Source organism: Marinicella meishanensis (assembly GCF_019931145.1).
Lineage (GTDB): Bacteria > Pseudomonadota > Gammaproteobacteria > Xanthomonadales > Marinicellaceae > Marinicella > Marinicella meishanensis.
This window is the reverse complement of record NZ_JAIOUV010000007.1, coordinates 229,799-248,831: the sequence shown is the minus strand read 5'-3', so window position 1 is coordinate 248,831 and position 19,033 is coordinate 229,799. Positions and strand designations below refer to the sequence as shown.

The following is a 19,033-nucleotide window of genomic DNA, read 5'->3' as shown; positions in this document are numbered from 1 at the left end:
TTATTGGTGTTTGCCTTTGTCCCAGCCTTTGGCGCCGAAATACTTCATGCCAGCCGCCTCGGCACCAGACTCCAAGGAAGTGCCCATGGAATCATTCCACCGATTCAAGTAACCGAACAAGGCAATGACGCCCAATATTTCCACCACTTCACCGTCATCCCAATGTTTTTTCAATTCAGCTTCAATGGCTTCATCAACGGCATTGGGCACACTGGAGGCGGCCAAGGCAAACTCAAACATGGCCTTTTCGGCCGCGCTGAACAAATCACTGTCACGAAACTCCCAAATCGCATCCAGGCGTGCTTGTGAGCCGCCATAGCGTTCGGCCGCCAGGATGGTGTGAGCCTGACAATAACGGCAGCCGGTTTGGGCACTGGTCAAATAACCCACCAAGCGTTTTTGTTCGGCCGTGACTCGGCCTTCATTGGCCATCACCGCCATGTTGAGGTTGACGAAAGCTTCGGCGATGGCAGGACGGCGTTGCATGGTCAGCACACTGTTTGGACAGAAGCCCAGGGTTTCGTTGAAAAAAGTGACCAATCGTTCGACTTCGGGGTTGGCAAACGCGTCCAGGGGGGTGATCAAAGGCATGAATTTATATCCTCAGCAAAACGCCTTAAGTTAGCGGGTCAAACCACAAATTACAAGTGATTAATCAAGGCTTTGCTGCCAACCGAAGTTACGGTGGTTCTCATCCTTGCAGTGCGGATGCAAAAATGTACCTCATAAATCAAAAAAATGTGACGTGGTGCAAAAATTTAGTTGAAAAATAAATGGCTTTGGCGTATTTTAAATGGTCAAGAGGGAATCCATTAACCATTCTGATATTAGGGGAAACAATGAAAATTCTATCCAAACATTCTTACCGCAATAGCAAGATTGCACTGATTGCATCGATGGTGGGGGCCGCCGGTCTGGCCCAAGCCGGCGATCCACTGACTTTGGAAGTCACGGTGGGTACCGACACCTCGCCTGGCGTTTGTGGTGTTGACACCACCTTGACGGTGGATCCAGGCACCGATGTGAACTTTTGTTACACCGTCACCAACAACTCGGGTGACACGTTTGAGACACACACACTGGACACCAATTTCTTTGGCTTGTTGTTGGACAATGTCGCCCAGACTTTGGGGCCCACTGAGTCATTCCAGTTCAATGACGTGCAAACCATTGGCAGCACCACATCGCTGTTGGCCGATTGGGATGCCGCGGCCACCTTGCCTTCATACACTGTCGATGACACCTTGACCTTCGACTTCACCGACATTTCAGGCACCGGTACCGCATTGGGTTTGGGTGACGATGATGAGGCTGGTGTGACTTTGCCATTCAATTTCACCTTGTTCACGCTCAGTTCTGCTGACATCACCATTGGTGACAATGGAGCCATCAGATTGGGCACATTGTCAGCCCAAATATTTGCTGGAAATCAATCCGTCACCGCCGATACCGGAAATAATCTGATCGCGCCGCATTGGGATGACTTGAACAACGGTGCTGGTGGCGAAACCTACTGGGAAGTACAAGGTGTGGCCCCCAACCAAGTGGCCATCATCCAATGGAATGATGTGCCCCATTTTGGTATTGGTACTGATGGAGTGACCTTTCAAATCAAGCTGTTTGAAGGCACCAATGTGATTGAATTCCATTATTCGGACGTTTCATTTGGCGACCCTTCTTTCGATAGCGGTGCATCGGCCACAGTGGGCATCGGCGGCGATGCAGCCAATGCTGAATACTCATTCAACACCGCCAGTCTTTCCGATTCATTGGCCATCTCATTCACTCCTGGACCGCCAGCCACTGAAGCTGCCAGCAACAGTGCTTTGGTGGTGGTCAATGCCCCAGACATCGACACCCCACAAAGCTCATTGGATTTCTCACAAAATCCCGATGTGGTTGACAACAGTGGTAACCTGGAAATCGACAACCTGGGTACCTTTGTGTTGAACTGGAATTTGGAAGAGCAAGTGGCCGGTGCGCGTCAATTCTCGCGCATGCCCTCATTGCCTGATCCGAAGAAACCAGATGCCAATGCTTCAGCAGCGGCCCTGCCAGCCAGTGCCATGGGTGCCTCAGTGCCCACCAAGCCTGCGGTTCAAGCCTTCTTGGGTGGTGGTTCGATTGCTTATGCTTTGCGTCCATTCCCAGACAATCCGCCTTCCTTGACGCGGATTGACTTGGCTGCGCCGGCCGGTGTGGCTGTGGTCAATGCCTCGACGGATTATGCATCGACCTTTGCCGGAGACTTCTACGGTAATGATTACAACACCTTGTATGCCTTGTCCAATGCCGCCAATCCTGATTTGCGATTGATCCGCATTGACACCGTATCTGGTGATTCGATTGATGTGGGTCCAGCACCAGCGACTGGCACCGAAACCTGGTCCGGTATGACTTGGGATCGCACCACTGGTGACATGTATGCTGTCTCAACCGACGCAGTGGGTTCCTCGCTGTTCACCATTGACGTGAATACCGGTGCCACCAACTTGATCGGAGCCATCGGCATACCTTTGGTCATTGATGTGGCGGCCGACATTGACGGTAACCTGTATGGGGTTGCAATTGGCACCGACGAGCTGGTTGGTATCGACAAAGTCACTGGACTGGGCACCTCAATTGGACCAACCAACTTTGACTCTAACTTTGCCCAAGGCATGGACTTTGACCTGAGTACCAACACCTTGTATTGGGCGACATGTTTTGACGGTGGCAACTGCGGTGACTTACGCACCATTGATTTGGGTACGGGTAACTCCACTTCGGTTGGACAATTGGGTGGCGCCATTGGTGAGTATGTGGCCTTCGCCATCGCCACCGATGTGGCTTGTGGTGCCGACATCCCCTGGTTGTCACTGGCCACCACATCAGGTTCAACCGATCCAGCCATGACTTCCAATGTTGGGGTCACGGTTGATTCAACCGGTCTGGCCTTTGGTGACTATGCAGGCGACATCTGCGTGCGCAGTGACGACCCAGATGAGCCCACCAAAGTGGTGCCCGTGAATTTGAATGTGAATGACATCATTTTCGCGGATGGCTTTGATGGCACGAACTGATCGAGTTCGCCATGTTTGAAAAAAAAACCCAGCTTCGGCTGGGTTTTTTTGTGCTCAACTTTGCTTTGATTTTCACCCAGATGACACCATAATGAAGTTTTCAATTTTCGGTAACCAACATGACCGCATTTTATGATTTCAAAGCCACCACATTAACCGGCCAGGAACAAGCCATGGATGCCTACCAAGGCCAGGTGGTGCTGGTTGTCAATACCGCCAGCCAATGTGGCTTGACCCCACAATACCAAGGGCTGCAAGAACTGTACCAAGAATTTCATGACCAAGGCTTGGTGATCCTGGGTTTCCCGTGCAACCAATTTGGCAAACAAGAACCCGGCACTGAGACTGAAATCAGTGAGTTTTGTGAATTGAACTACGGTGTCAGCTTTCCCATGTTTGGCAAGATCAAAGTCAATGGTGACGACGCACATCCGGTGTTCAAGTACCTGAAAGACGCATTACCCGGAACCTTGGGTAAGAACATCAAATGGAATTTCACCAAATTTTTGATTGGTAAAGACGGTCAACCCATCAAGCGATTTGCACCGACCACCAAGCCGGCCGAATTGAAAAAACACATCGAACAAGCCCTCGCGGCTTGATCATCCATCATCCGTGCCCCAGCTGAGCTGGGGCCCAATTCATTCCTCGGTGGAGATCAAGCGCTCACCCTGATGTGCTTTGGCTGTGGCATAGGTGGCCAACAGCCCTGGCTGGGCATTCATGTTTTGATACACCTGGACCGCAAAGCCAGTGACTGGTAAACCATGGAAGATCACCGGATCGTCGGTGCTGGCATCCACCCCGCGGGTGTTGGGTAGGTAATGGTCATAAACCCCGATAGCCACATGGTCAGGCCGTTTGATGTATAAGGTGGCTTGACCCGTGATGAATTCGGCGTTGCTGATGCCTGAACCCCACAGATTCAAAGAGCGCACCTGTTCATCAGCCGGTTCAGACAAAATCGATTGGGGCAATTCCTCACCCCAAGGGTGCACCACGTAGATGTTCACTGCATGGCTCAAAACGCCCAATGGGGGGCAATACACATCCGGCGGCAGGATGGGGATACAACCCCAAATGCCACCGCTGATTTGTCCATCACGGTCGAAAAACTTGTAATCGTCACTGGGGGTGCCTGGGAACCTGAATTCATCGCTCCCCTCAAACCAAAACGGGGTTGACGATTCGGGGTTTGCCTGGTGGTATGCCAAGGTGGGAAAACTGATCACCCACTCATTGACCCCGGCGATGGCTGCCGTCACGTCGTATTCATTGGCCAAAGTGGTTTTCATCAATAAGGCACTGACCGCCTCATAGCCAGTGGGCCAAGTGGTGTGCCACACTTGAGAATCGTGGATCAACAGGCTCTCATGGGTGCCACTTGAAATGTCAGGGACAGCCACCTCTGGATTAAAATGTGCCGTGGATGACTCCGGATGAAAACCATCAAGTACCTCAACCGGCACATCAAAAGCAAAGCCATTGCTCACGTCTATCAAGGTGGCTTGAACCAACACACCGCCACTGGCCGGTAACATTTCTTGGCTGGGGTCTGTTTGCCAAACCCCATTGTTTTCCCAAGCAGCTGCCAGTTGTTCGCATTGTTCAGACAGCGGTATCAGTCCATTTTCGCCGCTGTTTATGGTGCCTGAATTGGTGTCTACATTGCCCATTTCGATCACTTCGATCAGCCCATTTTCCCACCGGAAGTTGTTTGCGTTCTCTGCCGGTAACGGCACCACGAAGTCACTGGTTTCCGGTAGGTTGAGGCCACATGACTCGTCATAGTAGATCATTTTCAATTCATCACCCTGTTTGATCAAAACGGTATTCCAAGCATCGTTGCTGTCCAAATACAAATTAAACGACAACAGTGGCATTGATAGGTGGCCATCTTTGATGATCACTTTAATGGCTTTGGGTTGGTTTTGCGTGTTGTGGATTGAAAAGACCGTATTCAATCCTTGATCAACGGAATAAAAAGGGATCAAGTTGAACTGGCCGTGGCCGGATTGGCTGTGATGCACTGCTGACATGGTGTCCCAACTCAACAAGCAAGCAGAAACGGCCAGCAAAAACATGTGTTTACTCTGCATGATTTTCTCCGGTCAAATCATTGATGTGTCGATCCGATGAGTGTGCATTGGACCACGCATAAGTCGCCAACAAGCCGGGGCCAGCGCCCGCGTTGTAAAACTTCATGCCCATAAAACCTGTCACAGGCAATCCATGATAAGTTTGTGGTGTACCGGTGTGGGCATCGATCCCTCGATCGTTGCCCAGGCTGTTGTATTCGGCAAAGGCAAATTTCACACGACCTTTGTATTCCGCAGAGATGGGAACCCCCAATGGGCTGACATTGTCTCTGATTTCTCCAGACAGGAATGAATCCACCACGTCATAAGAATCATTGACAGCAAAAGTCATGGTTACACCCGGCAAAATCCAATCCACCTCTGGAGGGTGAGGATCTATCGAGCCACCGTAACCACCGCGTTCCTGTTGTCCAGTGTGATCATAATGAAAAAGTGGGTTGCGTTGCCGGTAACTGGTGCCAAACAAAAACCCATGAACAGGGTTGGTGATGAACGGTTTTTGGCTGTCTGCTTGGTCCCGGTGATAAGACCAAGTGGGGAAACTCAAAATGAAATCATTTTCAGCGGCCACAAATAGACTCAAATCATATGCATTCTCAATCCCTGTCGTCATCAACAAAGCACTGATGGCTTCATGACCGGTGGGCCAGGTGGTTTGCATGACTTGGCCTTGATGCAACAGCAGGCTGTCATGGCTGCCACTGGCCAAATTGGGTTCGGCGGCTTCTGGACTGCGGTGGTGGATGGTGTTTGCCGCAAAAAAGTCATTGAATGCCAGGGTGGGGATGTTAATGGCCCAACCGTTGCTCACATCGATCACGCTGACAGCGGCCGACAAGCCGCCATTGGCAGGCGCCATCTCAGCGCTTGATTCGGCTTGCCAAAAGCTGTTGGGCCCCTGGGCATACCAGGCATCGGCCAAGCGCTGGCAGTTTTCTTGCTCAGTCAAGTTGCCAAAAAAGTCATTGGATTCAGTGAGTACTTGACCCATTTCAATGACTTCAATCACCCCAACCAGGCGATCCCAGCTGGGCTCACTGGTGGTTGGTTGGCCACTGGCTCCGGTGTCCAGGTTTAAGGCACAGGAGTTGTCACTGCTCAGAATCAAGGGCCCATTGGGGTCTTCAGCCATGGCAAAATTCCATGATTCATGGGCCCCCAGATACACATTAAACGACTGGATGTTGGCTCCCAGTCGACCGTCTTTGAGGTGAATTTTCAGGGCTTTGGGGTGGTTTTGGTGGTTGTTGATGGAGACCAAAGTGTTCAGGCCATTGGCCACGGTGTAATAGGGCACCACCAAGGCTTGGCCCTGTTGATTTTGGCTCAGACTGACAGCTGACCAAAGGGCTTGTGGAAAGGCCATCAGGCTCAGCCAAAGCAAATGAAAACGGATGCGGTATCCCATGTCATGACTCCGACGATTTTTGTGAAAAATTATACTTTTGAAAAGTTAATTAATCGTTAGTCAGGCGTGATTGAAACAACATGAATCAAATCCGCTACATTCAGATACATTCACCGCCAGTGGTTGCTGGGATTGGCGTCCCGATCAAGCTCAGTGAGTCAGCATGCCTATCGGTGAGCCGGGTGGCATGGGTTGGGGGCTGGCTGGTTGTTCAAGACCAGGGTTTTGCAGCAGAAAATTCACCGCATTGATTGACATCAAGCCAAAGCCTTCATTGCGGCGAAACCGTTTCAACACCTTTTTCTTGCGTTCCAGAAAACTCAACACCGTGGCCCGGGTCAATGGCGCCGCCTGCGGGTCACGGGCCAAATTCATGATGGCTGTCAGGGCCACCCAGTTGATGCCCAATTGCACCGCTTGGTGGTATTCGTTTTTGTGCGACCGGTCCCAGGTGTGGTCCCAGATGGTGTTCAACACCGCTTCCAGGCTGGGCTGTTCGGCCTGCCGCGCATGGTGTTCAACCAGGCGGTTGGCCCGCTCCACTTGCAACAACAGGCCGAGGCTGTGTTTGGCTGCGGTTTCAGCCACCCCCAAAGCATCAAAATTCAAGCCGGTGCGGTGTTGGAAGTGTTCCCGGTCACGGCGGCTGCCTGCCACTGGGGGCAACATCAAAGTCAACAGGTCTTCCGGCAAGGCCAAATGCTTCACGTCAATGGTTTGCAGCACCGCATCCAAAGCCGCCAGTTGTTGGGCTGTGGGGACCATGGTGGCCGCCACTTGGCCTTCACCTTTGACCGCGTAACGGTAATCCACCCCGGCGATCAACTTCACCGCGGCTTCGGTTTGGTAGCGATGAAACAGGTACACCGGCACCAGGTGTTTTTCCAGATTGGCCACGTATTCGCCGGTTTTGATGGTGTTCAAACCAAACTGTTGCAAGGCTTTTTGTCTGACGGCCAGCACGTCCAACAAGCCTTGAGTGGCATCGGCGCCATTGTCCCACAAATGGGCATTGGGGTGACTGCCACCAGGGGCACGGGCATCGCGATCGGCAATGAAATCCAAGCCTTGCCGGCGGGCATCTTGCAACAACTGCGGTAAGGCCGTGGCTTCATCGGCGAACTCTTGATACAGGTAACGCAACGAAACTTGGTCCCAGGCACCGATCCCAACGTCATAAGCGTCTGTCAAGCTCAAATCTCCTGAGGCCGTGATTTTGATCAAAGGGTGGGGGTAGTCCATCACCGAAGCCCGATCGTTGGCACTGGCACTGAAATTGTGGATCAAGCCGAGGGTGTGGCCGACTTCATGGGCCGACAATTGGCGCAAGCGCGCCAGGGCCATGTCTTGCACGGCCTGTTCCATGGCCGCGGCATCTTTCACCCCGTCATAGGGTGAGAGCAGACTTTGGGCGATCAGCATGTCTTGTCTGACCCGCAAAGAACCCAAAGTCACATGGCCTTTGAGGATTTCGCCGCTGCGGGGGTCCACCACACTGGCGCCATAGGACCAGCCCCGGGTGGAACGGTGCACCCATTGAATGGTGTTGTAGCGGATGTCCAAGGGATCGGCATCAGGCGGCAGCAGCTTGACTTCAAAAGCGTTGGAAAACCCGGCGGCCTCAAATGCTGGCGCCCACCACCGGGCGCCATCCAGCAGGGCGGAACGCACGGGTTCTGGGGTGCCGGAATCGAGGTAATAGACTATCGGCTCAACCGGATCGCTGACTGCGGCTTCGGGGTTTTGTTTCTCCAGACGATGCCGAATCGCCCATTGTTGGGTCATCGGTTCTCCCAAAGGGGCGGCGTAATCATAGAAGGTCAGTGGAATGCCCCCTGAGCGGGCATCATACGGCCGGGGTGTGTGGGGGATGGCTGGCAATGCGACCAGGGAATGGTGGGTGCGGATGCTGAACACATCGTTTCTGGGCGACACCGAGCGGATGTGCGCCCCGGGTTTGCTGCCTTGAAAAGTCAACAACGCCTCAAACTCGGTGTTGTTCTGAAAGTTTTTGGTGTTGTCGGGGTAAATGGCCGAGCGCTTGGGGTCAACGGCGAACTGGCCTTGTTTCAGTTGTTCCAACCGATTGCTCACCCCTTGCGAGTCTCGCAGCAAAAAGTCGGTCCAGTCAACCAACACCGCCTCACCGGATTGTGCCACAACTTGTCCGCCCCACAACACCGATTGGGCAAAGCCATCGGTGACGGCTTGGCGTTCTGAGGCATTGTTGGTGTTGGCCCGAAATGTTTGGTTGGGTTCCACCAGCAGCACCTGATTGCCCAAGCGTTTGAAGTGGACCAAGGCCTGGTCACCGATTTGACCCCGGTCCAAGGCCAGGTCATTCGATCCCACCCCGGATTGCAGGTAATACACATACAGCAAATCAACTTCAAACTGTTCCAATTTGAGGAAAATTTTGCCGCTGCTGTCGGCCCAATAGAAGTCAACAAAACCTTCATGCAAGGTCATCTGCGCGGTGAATTGGTCGATGCTGGGCAGTTCTGGATCGGCTGCGGTGGATGGGTTGGACAAGCCAAACAAACAAATCAATAAAAACAATCGGGACATGGGTTTCTCATGGGTCAGGTCAATACTGATTTCAGTATGCCAAGCTTGGGCCCAAAAGTCACTGATAAATTCCATTCGAAGCTGGGGTCGAGTCGGGCTTTCGGGTACAATGCGCGGATGAATTTAACTGCCCCATTGACAGACCGTTCAGGCGGCTGTTGTGAAATGTGCCAGTCCACCACAGACTTGCAAGTCTATGCCGTGCCACCCGTGACCCATCCTGAGGTGGATACCTGCGCTTATTTGTGTACCACATGTCGACAACAAATTGATGATCCAGCCGTCACTGAGCCCAATCATTGGCGTTGTTTGAACGAATGCATGTGGAGTGAAGTGCCAGCCATCAAAGTGTTGTCCTGGCGCCTGTTGACGCGTTTGTCAGCCGAAGGTTGGCCGCGTGATTTGTTGGACATGCTGTATTTGGATGATGAGTTGCTGCAATGGGCCCAAGCCACCGGCGAAGGTCAAGAGCAAGTCAAGCACACCGATTGTCATGGGTCTGAATTGTTGGCTGGCGACACCGTAACGCTGATCAAAGACCTGAAGGTCAAAGGCGGCGGTTTCACCGCCAAACAAGGCACGGCGGTGAGGAACATTGCCCTGGTGCCAGACAACCGCAAACAGATCGAAGGTAAAGTTGAGAGCCAACGCATTGTGATCACCACCGACTTTGTGAAAAAGTCGCATTGAGAACAACCGACTGAACCCATGAACCCAAGCCTTTCATTCCCACACCCAATCCGAGCCCTGATTTTGCTGTAACTTGCCACCCAACCCGCGGTGGTGCTGGCGGCCACCCATTATGTCGACAATGTCGGCAACTGCGCGGGCTTGAACGATTGTTACCCCACCATCAAAGCGGCATTGAATCAGGCCGCACCCGATGATGACATTCGGGTGTTTCCTGGGACTTACCCAGAAGCCGTTGAGTTGTCACAGATGGGCAGTGCTTTGACCAATTAAACAGAAGGCAGCATCCAATTCACTGCGGTGGATGCCAACAACATACCAGCCATTGGCACCGCCCAATTGACCCCAGCCATTGGTTCGTCCTGGCTTCACAGTGGCAGTTTTTTCTTGGGCAATGTGGCCATCCATGGATTTGTGGTGCTGGCCAACGACGATGATGGCATTGGCTTGGATTTGGTTGATGTGGACATCACCATCACGGGTGTGACGGCATCAGGCAACAACAATGATGGCATCGATGTGGAGGCGGCGGTAGGCAATCACACCATCAGCGTCAGCCAAACCACGGCCAACAACAACGGCAGCAGTGGCTTGAGCCTGGATGGTCCTGAAGGCACCCAAATCTGGGTTCACAACATCACCGTGAACAACAACATCGGTGAGGGCATTGACGTGTTCTCTGTCACCGATACCGACAACATTTCGGTGTTCATCACCGATTCGGTGGTGCTGGAGAATGGCGATGACAGCGTCGATTCGGCCGGTGTATTGGTGGATGGTGCAGGCGGCTTAACGGTGCAAAATCTCATGGCCGACAACAACCGCGGCCCCGGCTTGGCAGTGATTGACATGATCAACACCCAAATTTCCGATGCCCGCTTCACCAACAATGGTGTGATCGATGGTCTGCCTGGTATTTTCTTGATCAGTGCCAGCACTTTTGACGTCACCCGCTCGGTTTTTACTGGCAATGGTGAGGCCGGAATTGATGTGTTGCCAACCAGCTTGATCGGTAATGAATTGACTTCAATAGCGGTCAATTGTTCTGAGTTTACTGGCAATGACTACGGTCTTTTCCTCAGCACCAATGCCGCAGCCTCGGGGTGTATGCATTCAACTTCAATGGGTTCAGCAATCAAGGCTCTGCCGCCAATCATGCCGGGGTCAACAACAACACCATCGATGTCACCAACAACTGGTGGCATGACGTGACCGGCCCCACCCATGTGAACAACCCCGGTGGCAGTGGCAATCGCGTGTCTGATTCACTCGATGACGTCATTGGCGGGGCCATGGGGGTGATCGATTATTCAGCGTTTTTAGCCGCCCCGGCCAACATCAGACAAGACCCATCGGACACCATTTATGCCGATGACTTTGACGGCAATCTCTGCACTCAGTTATGATAGGCAGCGCCAGTAATCAATCGGCCAGGGATGGATGGGTTCAATTCAGGCTTTGCGCGGATCCAAGTGATGTGAATGCAGGGTGGGACCCGGGGTGAGGTAATACTCTTTGGTTTGGGCCAGCAGTTTTTGGCGGTGCCACAGCCCCTTGGGTACGGTGACGAAATCACCGGTGCGCAGTTCCAAAACGGTGATGTCTTCACCCATCTCAGGCAAGATCTCCAGTTTGATGGCACCTTCCAGGACGTGCAATAGCTCGTCACATTCAGGGTGCATTTCCCAGGGTGACCAGTCACTGGCTTCACCCCAAAACACCCCGCTGCTGCCGTCACCGAAGCGACCCAAATCATGGAATTCCATGGCATCCAGTTTTTTGGCAATTTTGGTCGGGTTGTTGACTTTGATCGGCACGCTCATACTCCAGGGCCTGTTAACACCAACTGAAAGACCACTGTTCAGGCTGCATTGGTGTTAACAGGCACCAGTCAATTGATTCACAGTCATTGCAGTTGATGGTTCAGTAATCATCATCGCCGTAATAACCGCTGACTGTCAAGCTGCTGCGGGGGATTTCTTTCTTACCGGCGATGACTTTGCGGCACTTTTTGCTGCCACAACGACAATTGAATTGGCGGAACAAATAGTCTTCTGTGTGGGTGTAATCAATGGAAATGAATTCCCCGGCCTGGATGATTTTCAGGGCCACCACCTTGCGGTCTTTGGTGTTGATGCTGGCGTTGGGATCGCAGGAATGCAAAAAATGGCCGGCAAAATAATCATCCAAGAGGTGTTTGTTGTGGCCGATTTGAAAGGTGTGTTCGCGCATTGAATTGACCACTTCACCCGCCAGTTTGGCGATGGTGTCACCTTTTTTGAAGGCTTTTAAGGTCATGATGCCTTGGCCTGACCAGTGGTCTTTGAATTCACACTTGAAATCCGAGGCTTGTGGGAACAACGGGTCACTGCCAAATTCTTTGGGGTACAACATCAATGTTTTCCTCTTTTGTTGGTCGTACTGTTGGTGGATGGTACAGGTCGCATCTGTGGTGCGCTTCTGGGCTTATTTATACCCACAAATGCGCCGTTGCACAATGCTTTTTTTGGAGAAAATCACCGTTCCATGATTCCCATCACAGCCATGATAATCAACGCACTGTTTGGCGGACCAACAAGAAGTTCACAACCGCCATGAGATCCAGCTGCATCCAGATGATGCCGCTTGACTGGATGCCGCCGGGTCAAGCGGGAGTACATCAGAGACAGATCGATGGCAAAAATCCAACCGAATTAACAGTTCTCAAAACGCGCAGCCTATACAATGGGACTTGTTTTAATTCATCAGAATGAATATGAAATCATGTGTTCAGTGCTTGTGCGCCTTTGGTTTGCTTTGGGCCGGCTCATTGTTGGCCACCGATTACCACGTGGATGCCAACCCACCCATTCAAAACATTGGCGACGTGCCTTGGGCCGGTTTGCAAGCCGGTGATCGGGTCTACATCCATTGGCGGGCGGCGCCTTACCTGGAAAAGTGGGTGATCAATGCGGTGGGCACGGAACAAAACCCAATCCAGGTGATTGGGGTCAATGGCCCACAAGGCCAACAACCAGTGATCAGTGGCAATGGCGCCACCACCGTGCCTGGGGTCAACTTCTGGAATGAACCCCGGGGCTTGATTAAGATTGGCGGTTCCAACACCCCAGACAACGACATCCCGCAACACATCATCATCGAGAACCTGGATCTGCGTTCAGCCAGACCACCTTTCCAGTTCACCAACGACGGTGGCGGCACCGAAACGTATTCCAACAACGCCGCCAGCGTGTATGTGGAAATTGGTCAGCACATCACCATCCGCAACAACACCATCCGTGATTCCGGCAATGGCATATTTGTCGGCGCCAATGGCGGCCAAACCCAAGACATTTTGATCCAAAACAACCACATTTATGACAATGGCATCGAGGGGCGATTTTTTGAGCACAACACCTACACCGCAGCGATCGGTATCATCTATGAAGGCAACCGCTTTGGGCCTTTGCGCACCAATGCCCTGGGCAACAACTTGAAAGACCGCTCAGCGGGTCTGGTGGTGCGCTACAACTGGATTGAAGACGGCAATCGCCAGTTGGATTTGGTGGATGCCGAAGACTCCAGTGTGTTGGTCAACCACCCGAGTTATCAGACCACCCACGTTTATGGCAATGTGTTGATTGAATCGGAAGGGCAGGGCAACTCACAGATTGTGCATTACGGTGGTGACAGTGGCACCATCAGTGATTACCGCAAAGGCAACCTGTACTTTTACAACAACACCATCATCAGCACCCGCAGCGGCAACACCACTTTGATGCGCCTGTCGACCAATGACGAAACGGCGCATGTGTTCAACAACGTTTACTACGGCACCGCCAATGGCTCCAGCCAGGCTTTGGTTGATGGCAACGGGGTGATGAATTACCAACACAACTGGCTGAAAAGCGGCTACAGCGATTGTCATTGCACCCCCAGTGGCTTCGTCAATGATTTGGGTAACAACCTGACCGACACCGAACCGGGTTTTGTGAATCTGGCCGGTCAGGATTTCACCATGCAGTCCGGAGGCGATTTGATCGATCAAGGCATGGCCATTTTGCCGGGATTGTTGCCAGACCATGCACTGGTGGGAGAATACGTCAAACACCAAAGCATCCGCAGCCGTGTGGTCAGTGGGGATCTGGACATCGGTGCCTATGAATACTGTGGCGACCTCAGTTGTGACCTGATATTTGCCGATGATTTTGAATGAGTGTGGTGACAAGCGCTGCTGGATTAATCTCAAAACCAAATTGATTGAAGAACTGATATGGAAGCCCTGATTGAATTGTTTGCCCAACCGAGTACCTGGCTGGCCTTGTTGACTTTGATTCTGATGGAAGTGGTGCTGGGCATTGATAACCTGATTTTCATATCCATTTTGACCAACCGTTTACCGGCCCACCAACAAACCACCGCGCGCCGCATTGGCATCGCACTGGCCCTGGTGTTGCGCTTGGCTTTGCTGGGAACCATGGCGTTCATTGTGGGCTTGACCACACCGCTGTTCACCGTTTGGGGACAAGCCTTTTCTTGGCGTGATTTGATCATGTTGGCCGGTGGCTTGTTTCTGGTGTACAAAGCCATTGCCGAAATCCACCAGATGGTCGACCCCGATGCCATCAAGAAGACCAAGACCTATGCCGGCCTGAGTTTGACTTTTGGTGCAGTGATCGGCCAAATCATCTTGATCGACGTGGTCTTTTCCATCGACAGCATCATCACCGCGGTGGGCATGACCAACCACTTGCCAATCATGGTGATTGCGGTGGTGGTGGCGGTGCTGGTGATGCTGTTGTCGGCCGAACCCTTGGCCCGCTTCATTGATCGCAATCCCAGTGTATTGATGCTGGCATTGGGCTTTTTGTTGGTCATTGGCACGGTGTTGATCGCCGAAGGCTTTGGTGTTCACTTTCCGAAGAAATACATCTACGCCGCAATGGCTTTCTCGGTGTTCATCGAGGCCTTGAATTTGTTGGCGCGGCGGGCCCGTGCCCAGGCTGGTGATCATGACTGAAGTGGTGTCGTGGCGGTTCCAATTGGATGGCTTGGACCATCCGCAAGTGAGGGCGTTGTTGCAAGAACACCAAGACCGCATGGCCGACCATTCGCCCCCCGAAAGTCGCCATGTGTTGGATGTGGACGGCTTGAAACAGCCAGCCATCACGTTCTGGTCCTTGTGGGATGAGGCGGTGTTGTTGGGTTGTGTGGCACTCAAGCATTGGGACGATCAGGTCGGCGAGATCAAGTCCATGAAAACCGCGCCACAACACACGGGCAAAGGCGTGGGTCGGCGCCTGATGCAACACATCTTGCAAACGGCCCATGAGCGGGGCTACCAAGAACTTAAATTAGAAACCGGTTCCATGGCTTATTTTGAACCCGCCAGGCGTTTGTATCGCATGCACGGGTTTGTTGATTGTGGGCCGTTTGGTCATTACCAACACGACCCCAACAGCGTGTTCATGCAGTTGCGCCTCACAAACTCATCATCTCCTTGAATTTTTGCGTTTGCCGCCGCGACACCTCGATTTTTTCCCCGCCTGACAGGTGAATGCGGATGCCTTGAACCCAGGGTTCCACCGATTGGATGTGCTTCAAATTGATCAATTCATTGCGGTTGGCGCGAAAGAACAAGCCTGGATCCAACCGCGAGGCCAAGTGATTGAGGGTTTTCGGGATCATCGGCTGGTGCTCAGCAAAGTGTACAGTGGTGTAGTTGCCATCCACGGCAAACAAGCGGATGTCGGCCACATCAACAAACCAACATTGTTCACCGTCTTTGACAAACACCTGATCACCTTGGGTCAACAAGCGGTCGCCATGGTTGGTGGTGCTGGATGTGGCTGCAGGCTGCGGTTGGATGCGTGCAATGGCGCGTTGCAAGGCTTGTGGTTCGATGGGCTTTTGCAGGTAATCCAAGGCGTTGTGTTCAAACGCTTGAATGGCGTATTGATCATAGGCGGTGACGAAGATCACTTGGGGGATGTGGTCCAATTGTTGCAACAACTCAAAACCATCCATGCCCGGCATTTGAATGTCAAGAAACAACACATCGGCATGGTTCTGTGCCAACCAGTCGATCGCTTGTTGGCCGGACTCGGCTTCTCCGGCCACCGTGATGTGGGGGTGTTCTTGCAGCAAATGACGCAATTCTTTGCGCGCCAACCTGGAGTCATCGACAATCAAGGCTTGGGTGGATTCAGTCATGGTTCATTTCCAAGGGTAGTTTGATTTGCACCGCCACGCGTTCATCGCTCAAGGCCTGGATTGACAGCTCGGCCCGGTCACCATACATCAGGTGCAACCGTTGTTTGAGGTTCGACAAGCCCACCCTGGTGTGGTTGCGGTCGTTGTGGGCTGGGTTGGGCTCGGTTGGTAAAGTTCCGGTGTTGGTCACGGTGATGATCAACTGCGCACCGACGCCGGTGACATTGATTTGAATGTGGCCACCGTTCGGTAATTTCATGATGCCGTGTTTGATGGCATTTTCCACCAACAGCTGAATGGCCAATGTGGGTATCAAAGCCTGTTGTGTGGCGGCATCCACTTGCGTGTCGTAGGTCAAACGCTGCTCGAACTGGATGCTTTCCAAGGCCAGGTAGTTGTTCACATGCTGGATTTCCCGTTCCACGCTGACGGTGGTTTGCTCACCGTATTGAAACGAATATTTCAGGATTTCTGACAAATGGGTGATCATTTGGCGGGTGGTTTGGCTGTCATCGATGGCCAAGGCCCGCATGTTGTTCAAACAATTGAAAATGAAATGGGGGTTGAGCTGGGCTTTCAAGGCCCGCAGTTCATTGGCCTGCAGGGCCGATTCCAGCTGCAATTGGGTCATTTGCTGTTGGCGGCTGCGGCGCAGTTGTTTGATCACCAGGTACAGCAACGACCACAAGCCCAAAACAAACCATTGTTGGCCAGAAGTGATCATCAGCATGTTGACCGAATAGCTGCTCCAGTCCATCATGCCCAAGCCATACATCATGACCAATGACACCAGAAACTGGCCCACCAAGGCGATCAGGTAATTGATCCCTACCAGCACCAAAATCAGTTTGATCAGCTGTTGGTTCTCAAACCAGCCCATTTTCTTGATGAGCCAACGCAAGCACCCAGTGATCGGCACGTAGTAGGCGAAAGAGGCCAGGTTGATGTACCACATGGTGCTGGAAATGCCGCCGGTGAAGTAGCCAAAAAATAAACTGGCCAGCAGCAGGTAGGTGATCCAGCCTGCTGCGTTAACAATCCAGAAGAGGGTGTTGGAATTCATGCCATCATTGTGCCAAGAATGCACCCATTTTGGCAAAGTAAAACTCTGGATCATCCCACATGATGAAATGCTTGCCGGTGTCGGTGATCGCCAATTGATGGCCTTGCAGTTGTTCATACTGGGCACCGTAGTTTTGGGCCAACAATTCACGGGTGACGCCAAACGGCTTGTAAGCCACATAGGAGGCCATGACCAAAGTGGGCGATTGGATCACCGCGATTTCTTGGCGGATGTCCTGGGTCATCAGTTCATACATGGCTTGGCTGACCGTGGCCGAATCGGAATCCATGCCCCACTGCTTGGCCAATTTGATGTGCTCCGGATCGGTGATCATGGTGGCCAAAATCATGTCCAGTGAAGTCGATTGCATGTCTTTGGTTTGGGCATCCATTTGCTTTTTCATGTTCTCAGCAATCAGTTTGGCACTTTCTTCGGTGGCCATGGGCATGGTCAATGCCGGCATGAATGGCACTGAATCGACGATGATGATTTTGTCATAGAAATCAGGTTGTTCGATGGCCAACAACAGGGCCATGTAACCGCCCAATGAATGACCGACCAATACGGGTTTTTGCCAGCCTTGCTGTTGCACGTAAGCTTGCAGTTGGTCTCGGACCCGAGTCAAAAAAGGGCCTTCTTCGCTCATGGCCGGTTGACCTGCAAAACCAGGCAAAGTCACGGTGTGCATTTCATACCGGTCTTGGAACTTGATCACTGTTGAATCCCATACAGTCATGTCATTACTCAACCCTGGGATCAGCAGCATGGGCTGACCTTGACCATGAACTGTGACTTTGAACGCAAAGTCAGCTGCTGCTTCTTTGGCATGGGTGCTCAAGGCCGTGAACAGCATCAATAAGGCATAAAAAAGGTGTTGGCGTTTCATGGTGTTTCCTGTGTTGTTGGTGTGGTGCTCAGTGTATGGACAATCGGACTGTTGGGGATGGATTATTGGATGAGTGGTAGCTGGGGCCGGTGAGTGGTTGCCACCATCCATACCAATGGGGGATGGTCTGAGTGAAGGGGTTTTTGTTATCATGTCCACATCATTCAAACAGCTTTAACTGTGTCGGTCACTTCCAGCACCAACCAAACCATCACCAGCCACCGCTGGCTCATCATTTCTGCGGGGGCGTACATCGCCCTGGTGTTGAATTTGTTGGAGCCTTTTGGCATCACTTTGCAGGGTTTTCGGCCCATTTATCACCTGATGTTGGGCAGCTATGGCCTGATTTCGGCGGTGGCGGTCTGGCTGTGGTTGCGCCTGCTGCCTGCCCGCTGGTCCATGGCCCAGGTGGCCAGTCAACCGTGGTTGTTGGTCGGGTGGGTGTTGTTGTTGGTGTTTTGGGTCAGTTGCAGCAACTGGATTTACAGCCAGGGCTTGCACCACACCATCAGCGGCTGGCGTCATATGTATGTACCGGTGCGGTCTTTCATTGAACTGATGCCGCAGTTTTTGGCCATTTACGCCTTGTGGGGCTTGGTCAGTGGCGTGTTCATTCACTTGTGGTCAAAGCAAGCAGCCACTGTGGACCGTTTTGCGTCAGTGCTGATGCTGCTGCCTTCTGACAACCAGGCCGATGGTTTTAAAGTCAAACCAGCGAATTTGGTCTGCCTGAAAACCAGCGACAACTACTTGGAAGTGTATTACCTGAATGACCAAGCCGAGTTACAAAACCGCATGATTCGCTCCAGCATGAAAAAAATGGAGCAGAACCTGAATACCGAAATGTTTTACCGGCCGCATCAATCTTACTTGGTCAACTTGTCCTACATCCAAGGCTTGAAAAAGGTCCAGAACAACCATTTTTTGGAAATGGCCTACTTGGATTTTGATGTGGCGATCTCGCGCAAAAACGTCAAACACATCAAAGCCCAAGTGGTCAATTGACCGAATCTCCCTGAAACCCAACCGAATCCCCCAAGCCGCTTGAATCCTGGCTTTCGGCAT

19 protein-coding genes are annotated in these 19,033 nt (G+C 52.3%); 10 read left to right on the top strand and 9 right to left on the bottom strand.

The window, feature by feature from the left end:
* Positions 1-591, bottom strand: coding sequence for a carboxymuconolactone decarboxylase family protein (locus tag K7G70_RS13395; protein ID WP_223789164.1), 591 nt, complete (start codon positions 589-591; stop codon positions 1-3).
* Between the two features lie 248 nt (positions 592-839).
* Here K7G70_RS13395 and K7G70_RS13390 point away from each other — a divergent pair, with 248 nt between their 5' ends.
* Both K7G70_RS13390 and K7G70_RS13385 read left to right on the top strand, forming a co-directional pair.
* On the top strand, positions 840-3,062 hold the full coding sequence (locus tag K7G70_RS13390; RefSeq protein WP_223789163.1) for a hypothetical protein: 2,223 nt from the start codon (positions 840-842) through the stop codon (positions 3,060-3,062).
* Positions 3,063-3,181: 119 nt separating this feature from the next.
* On the top strand, positions 3,182-3,664 hold the full coding sequence (locus tag K7G70_RS13385) for a glutathione peroxidase (protein ID WP_223789162.1): 483 nt from the start codon (positions 3,182-3,184) through the stop codon (positions 3,662-3,664).
* A 39-nt stretch (positions 3,665-3,703) separates the two neighbouring features.
* Here K7G70_RS13385 and K7G70_RS13380 read toward each other — a convergent pair whose 3' ends face one another.
* The 3 genes from K7G70_RS13380 to K7G70_RS13370 form a co-directional block, all read right to left on the bottom strand.
* On the bottom strand, positions 3,704-5,161 hold the full coding sequence (locus tag K7G70_RS13380; protein ID WP_223789161.1) for a hypothetical protein: 1,458 nt from the start codon (positions 5,159-5,161) through the stop codon (positions 3,704-3,706).
* Positions 5,151-6,569 (bottom strand): hypothetical protein, encoded by a 1,419-nt coding sequence (locus K7G70_RS13375; RefSeq protein WP_223789160.1) that lies wholly within the window; start codon positions 6,567-6,569, stop codon positions 5,151-5,153. The genes K7G70_RS13380 and K7G70_RS13375 overlap by 11 nt, the downstream gene beginning before the upstream one ends.
* A gap of 150 nt (positions 6,570-6,719) precedes the next feature.
* On the bottom strand, positions 6,720-9,137 hold the full coding sequence (locus K7G70_RS13370) for a zinc-dependent metalloprotease (RefSeq protein ID WP_223789159.1): 2,418 nt from the start codon (positions 9,135-9,137) through the stop codon (positions 6,720-6,722).
* Positions 9,138-9,254: 117 nt separating this feature from the next.
* Here K7G70_RS13370 and K7G70_RS13365 point away from each other — a divergent pair, with 117 nt between their 5' ends.
* The 4 genes from K7G70_RS13365 (at position 9,255) to K7G70_RS13350 (ending at position 11,233) form a co-directional block, all read left to right on the top strand.
* Positions 9,255-9,827: a PhnA domain-containing protein gene (locus K7G70_RS13365; protein ID WP_223789158.1), complete on the top strand. Its 573-nt coding sequence runs from the start codon at positions 9,255-9,257 to the stop codon at positions 9,825-9,827.
* Between the two features lie 93 nt (positions 9,828-9,920).
* Positions 9,921-10,100, top strand: a complete 180-nt coding sequence (locus K7G70_RS13360) for a hypothetical protein (protein WP_223789157.1) — start codon at positions 9,921-9,923, stop codon at positions 10,098-10,100.
* 27 nt (positions 10,101-10,127) lie between these two features.
* Entirely contained in the window at positions 10,128-11,039 is a 912-nt protein-coding gene (locus K7G70_RS13355; RefSeq protein WP_223789156.1) for a right-handed parallel beta-helix repeat-containing protein, read from the top strand.
* Positions 11,036-11,233 carry a hypothetical protein gene (locus tag K7G70_RS13350; RefSeq protein WP_223789155.1) on the top strand — a complete coding sequence of 66 codons (198 nt, stop codon included), beginning with the start codon at positions 11,036-11,038 and terminating at the stop codon, positions 11,231-11,233. Before K7G70_RS13355 ends, K7G70_RS13350 begins: the two co-directional genes overlap by 4 nt.
* A 45-nt stretch (positions 11,234-11,278) precedes the next feature.
* On the opposite strand, the gene K7G70_RS13345 is transcribed toward K7G70_RS13350, so the two are convergent.
* Together K7G70_RS13345 and K7G70_RS13340 are read right to left on the bottom strand one after the other, a co-directional pair.
* Complete coding sequence (locus tag K7G70_RS13345; RefSeq protein WP_223789154.1) at positions 11,279-11,650, bottom strand: cupin domain-containing protein; 372 nt, start codon at positions 11,648-11,650, stop codon at positions 11,279-11,281.
* A gap of 100 nt (positions 11,651-11,750) precedes the next feature.
* Positions 11,751-12,221 (bottom strand): SET domain-containing protein-lysine N-methyltransferase, encoded by a 471-nt coding sequence (locus tag K7G70_RS13340; RefSeq protein WP_223789153.1) that lies wholly within the window; start codon positions 12,219-12,221, stop codon positions 11,751-11,753.
* Between the two features lie 361 nt (positions 12,222-12,582).
* On the opposite strand from K7G70_RS13340, the gene K7G70_RS13335 reads away from it, so the two are divergent.
* Genes K7G70_RS13335 through K7G70_RS13325 form a run of 3 tightly spaced genes read left to right on the top strand, consistent with a single transcriptional unit; the run spans position 12,583 to position 15,310 of the window.
* Positions 12,583-14,022, top strand: coding sequence for a right-handed parallel beta-helix repeat-containing protein (locus K7G70_RS13335; protein ID WP_223789152.1), 1,440 nt, complete (start codon positions 12,583-12,585; stop codon positions 14,020-14,022).
* 57 nt (positions 14,023-14,079) lie between these two features.
* A complete protein-coding gene (locus K7G70_RS13330; protein WP_223789151.1) occupies positions 14,080-14,826 on the top strand; it encodes a TerC family protein in 747 nt (248 codons plus the stop codon).
* Positions 14,819-15,310 carry a GNAT family N-acetyltransferase gene (locus K7G70_RS13325; protein ID WP_223789150.1) on the top strand — a complete coding sequence of 164 codons (492 nt, stop codon included), beginning with the start codon at positions 14,819-14,821 and terminating at the stop codon, positions 15,308-15,310. Before K7G70_RS13330 ends, K7G70_RS13325 begins: the two co-directional genes overlap by 8 nt.
* On the opposite strand, the gene K7G70_RS13320 is transcribed toward K7G70_RS13325, so the two are convergent.
* Genes K7G70_RS13320 through K7G70_RS13310 form a run of 3 tightly spaced genes read right to left on the bottom strand, consistent with a single transcriptional unit; the run spans position 15,288 to position 17,968 of the window.
* Complete coding sequence (locus K7G70_RS13320) at positions 15,288-16,019, bottom strand: LytR/AlgR family response regulator transcription factor (RefSeq protein ID WP_223789149.1); 732 nt, start codon at positions 16,017-16,019, stop codon at positions 15,288-15,290. The genes K7G70_RS13325 and K7G70_RS13320 overlap by 23 nt on opposite strands.
* Positions 16,012-17,082, bottom strand: a complete 1,071-nt coding sequence (locus K7G70_RS13315) for a sensor histidine kinase (RefSeq protein WP_223789148.1) — start codon at positions 17,080-17,082, stop codon at positions 16,012-16,014. The genes K7G70_RS13320 and K7G70_RS13315 overlap by 8 nt, the downstream gene beginning before the upstream one ends.
* Positions 17,083-17,086: 4 nt before the next feature.
* Positions 17,087-17,968: an alpha/beta fold hydrolase gene (locus tag K7G70_RS13310; RefSeq protein ID WP_223789147.1), complete on the bottom strand. Its 882-nt coding sequence runs from the start codon at positions 17,966-17,968 to the stop codon at positions 17,087-17,089.
* Positions 17,969-18,148: 180 nt separating this feature from the next.
* On the opposite strand from K7G70_RS13310, the gene K7G70_RS18070 reads away from it, so the two are divergent.
* Positions 18,149-18,973, top strand: coding sequence for a LytTR family DNA-binding domain-containing protein (locus K7G70_RS18070; RefSeq protein ID WP_223789146.1), 825 nt, complete (start codon positions 18,149-18,151; stop codon positions 18,971-18,973).
* The last annotated feature ends 60 nt before the right edge of the window (positions 18,974-19,033 follow it).

Bases quoted from the DNA above. Each gene is read 5' to 3' on its own strand.
- K7G70_RS13395 (WP_223789164.1), bottom strand. From the start codon at position 591: ATGCCTTTGATCACCCCCCTGGACGCGTTTGCCAACCCCGAAGTCGAA.
- K7G70_RS13330 (WP_223789151.1), top strand. From the start codon at position 14,080: ATGGAAGCCCTGATTGAATTGTTTGCCCAACCGAGTACCTGGCTGGCC.
- K7G70_RS13375 (WP_223789160.1), bottom strand. From the start codon at position 6,569: ATGGGATACCGCATCCGTTTTCATTTGCTTTGGCTGAGCCTGATGGCC.
- K7G70_RS13345 (WP_223789154.1), bottom strand. From the start codon at position 11,650: ATGAGCGTGCCGATCAAAGTCAACAACCCGACCAAAATTGCCAAAAAA.
- K7G70_RS13315 (WP_223789148.1), bottom strand. From the start codon at position 17,082: ATGAATTCCAACACCCTCTTCTGGATTGTTAACGCAGCAGGCTGGATC.
- K7G70_RS13310 (WP_223789147.1), bottom strand. From the start codon at position 17,968: ATGAAACGCCAACACCTTTTTTATGCCTTATTGATGCTGTTCACGGCC.
- K7G70_RS13340 (WP_223789153.1), bottom strand. From the start codon at position 12,221: ATGTTGTACCCCAAAGAATTTGGCAGTGACCCGTTGTTCCCACAAGCC.
- K7G70_RS13385 (WP_223789162.1), top strand. From the start codon at position 3,182: ATGACCGCATTTTATGATTTCAAAGCCACCACATTAACCGGCCAGGAA.
- K7G70_RS13380 (WP_223789161.1), bottom strand. From the start codon at position 5,161: ATGCAGAGTAAACACATGTTTTTGCTGGCCGTTTCTGCTTGCTTGTTG.
- K7G70_RS13365 (WP_223789158.1), top strand. From the start codon at position 9,255: ATGAATTTAACTGCCCCATTGACAGACCGTTCAGGCGGCTGTTGTGAA.
- K7G70_RS13390 (WP_223789163.1), top strand. From the start codon at position 840: ATGAAAATTCTATCCAAACATTCTTACCGCAATAGCAAGATTGCACTG.
- K7G70_RS13370 (WP_223789159.1), bottom strand. From the start codon at position 9,137: ATGTCCCGATTGTTTTTATTGATTTGTTTGTTTGGCTTGTCCAACCCA.
- K7G70_RS13325 (WP_223789150.1), top strand. From the start codon at position 14,819: ATGACTGAAGTGGTGTCGTGGCGGTTCCAATTGGATGGCTTGGACCAT.
- K7G70_RS13335 (WP_223789152.1), top strand. From the start codon at position 12,583: ATGAAATCATGTGTTCAGTGCTTGTGCGCCTTTGGTTTGCTTTGGGCC.
- K7G70_RS13320 (WP_223789149.1), bottom strand. From the start codon at position 16,019: ATGACTGAATCCACCCAAGCCTTGATTGTCGATGACTCCAGGTTGGCG.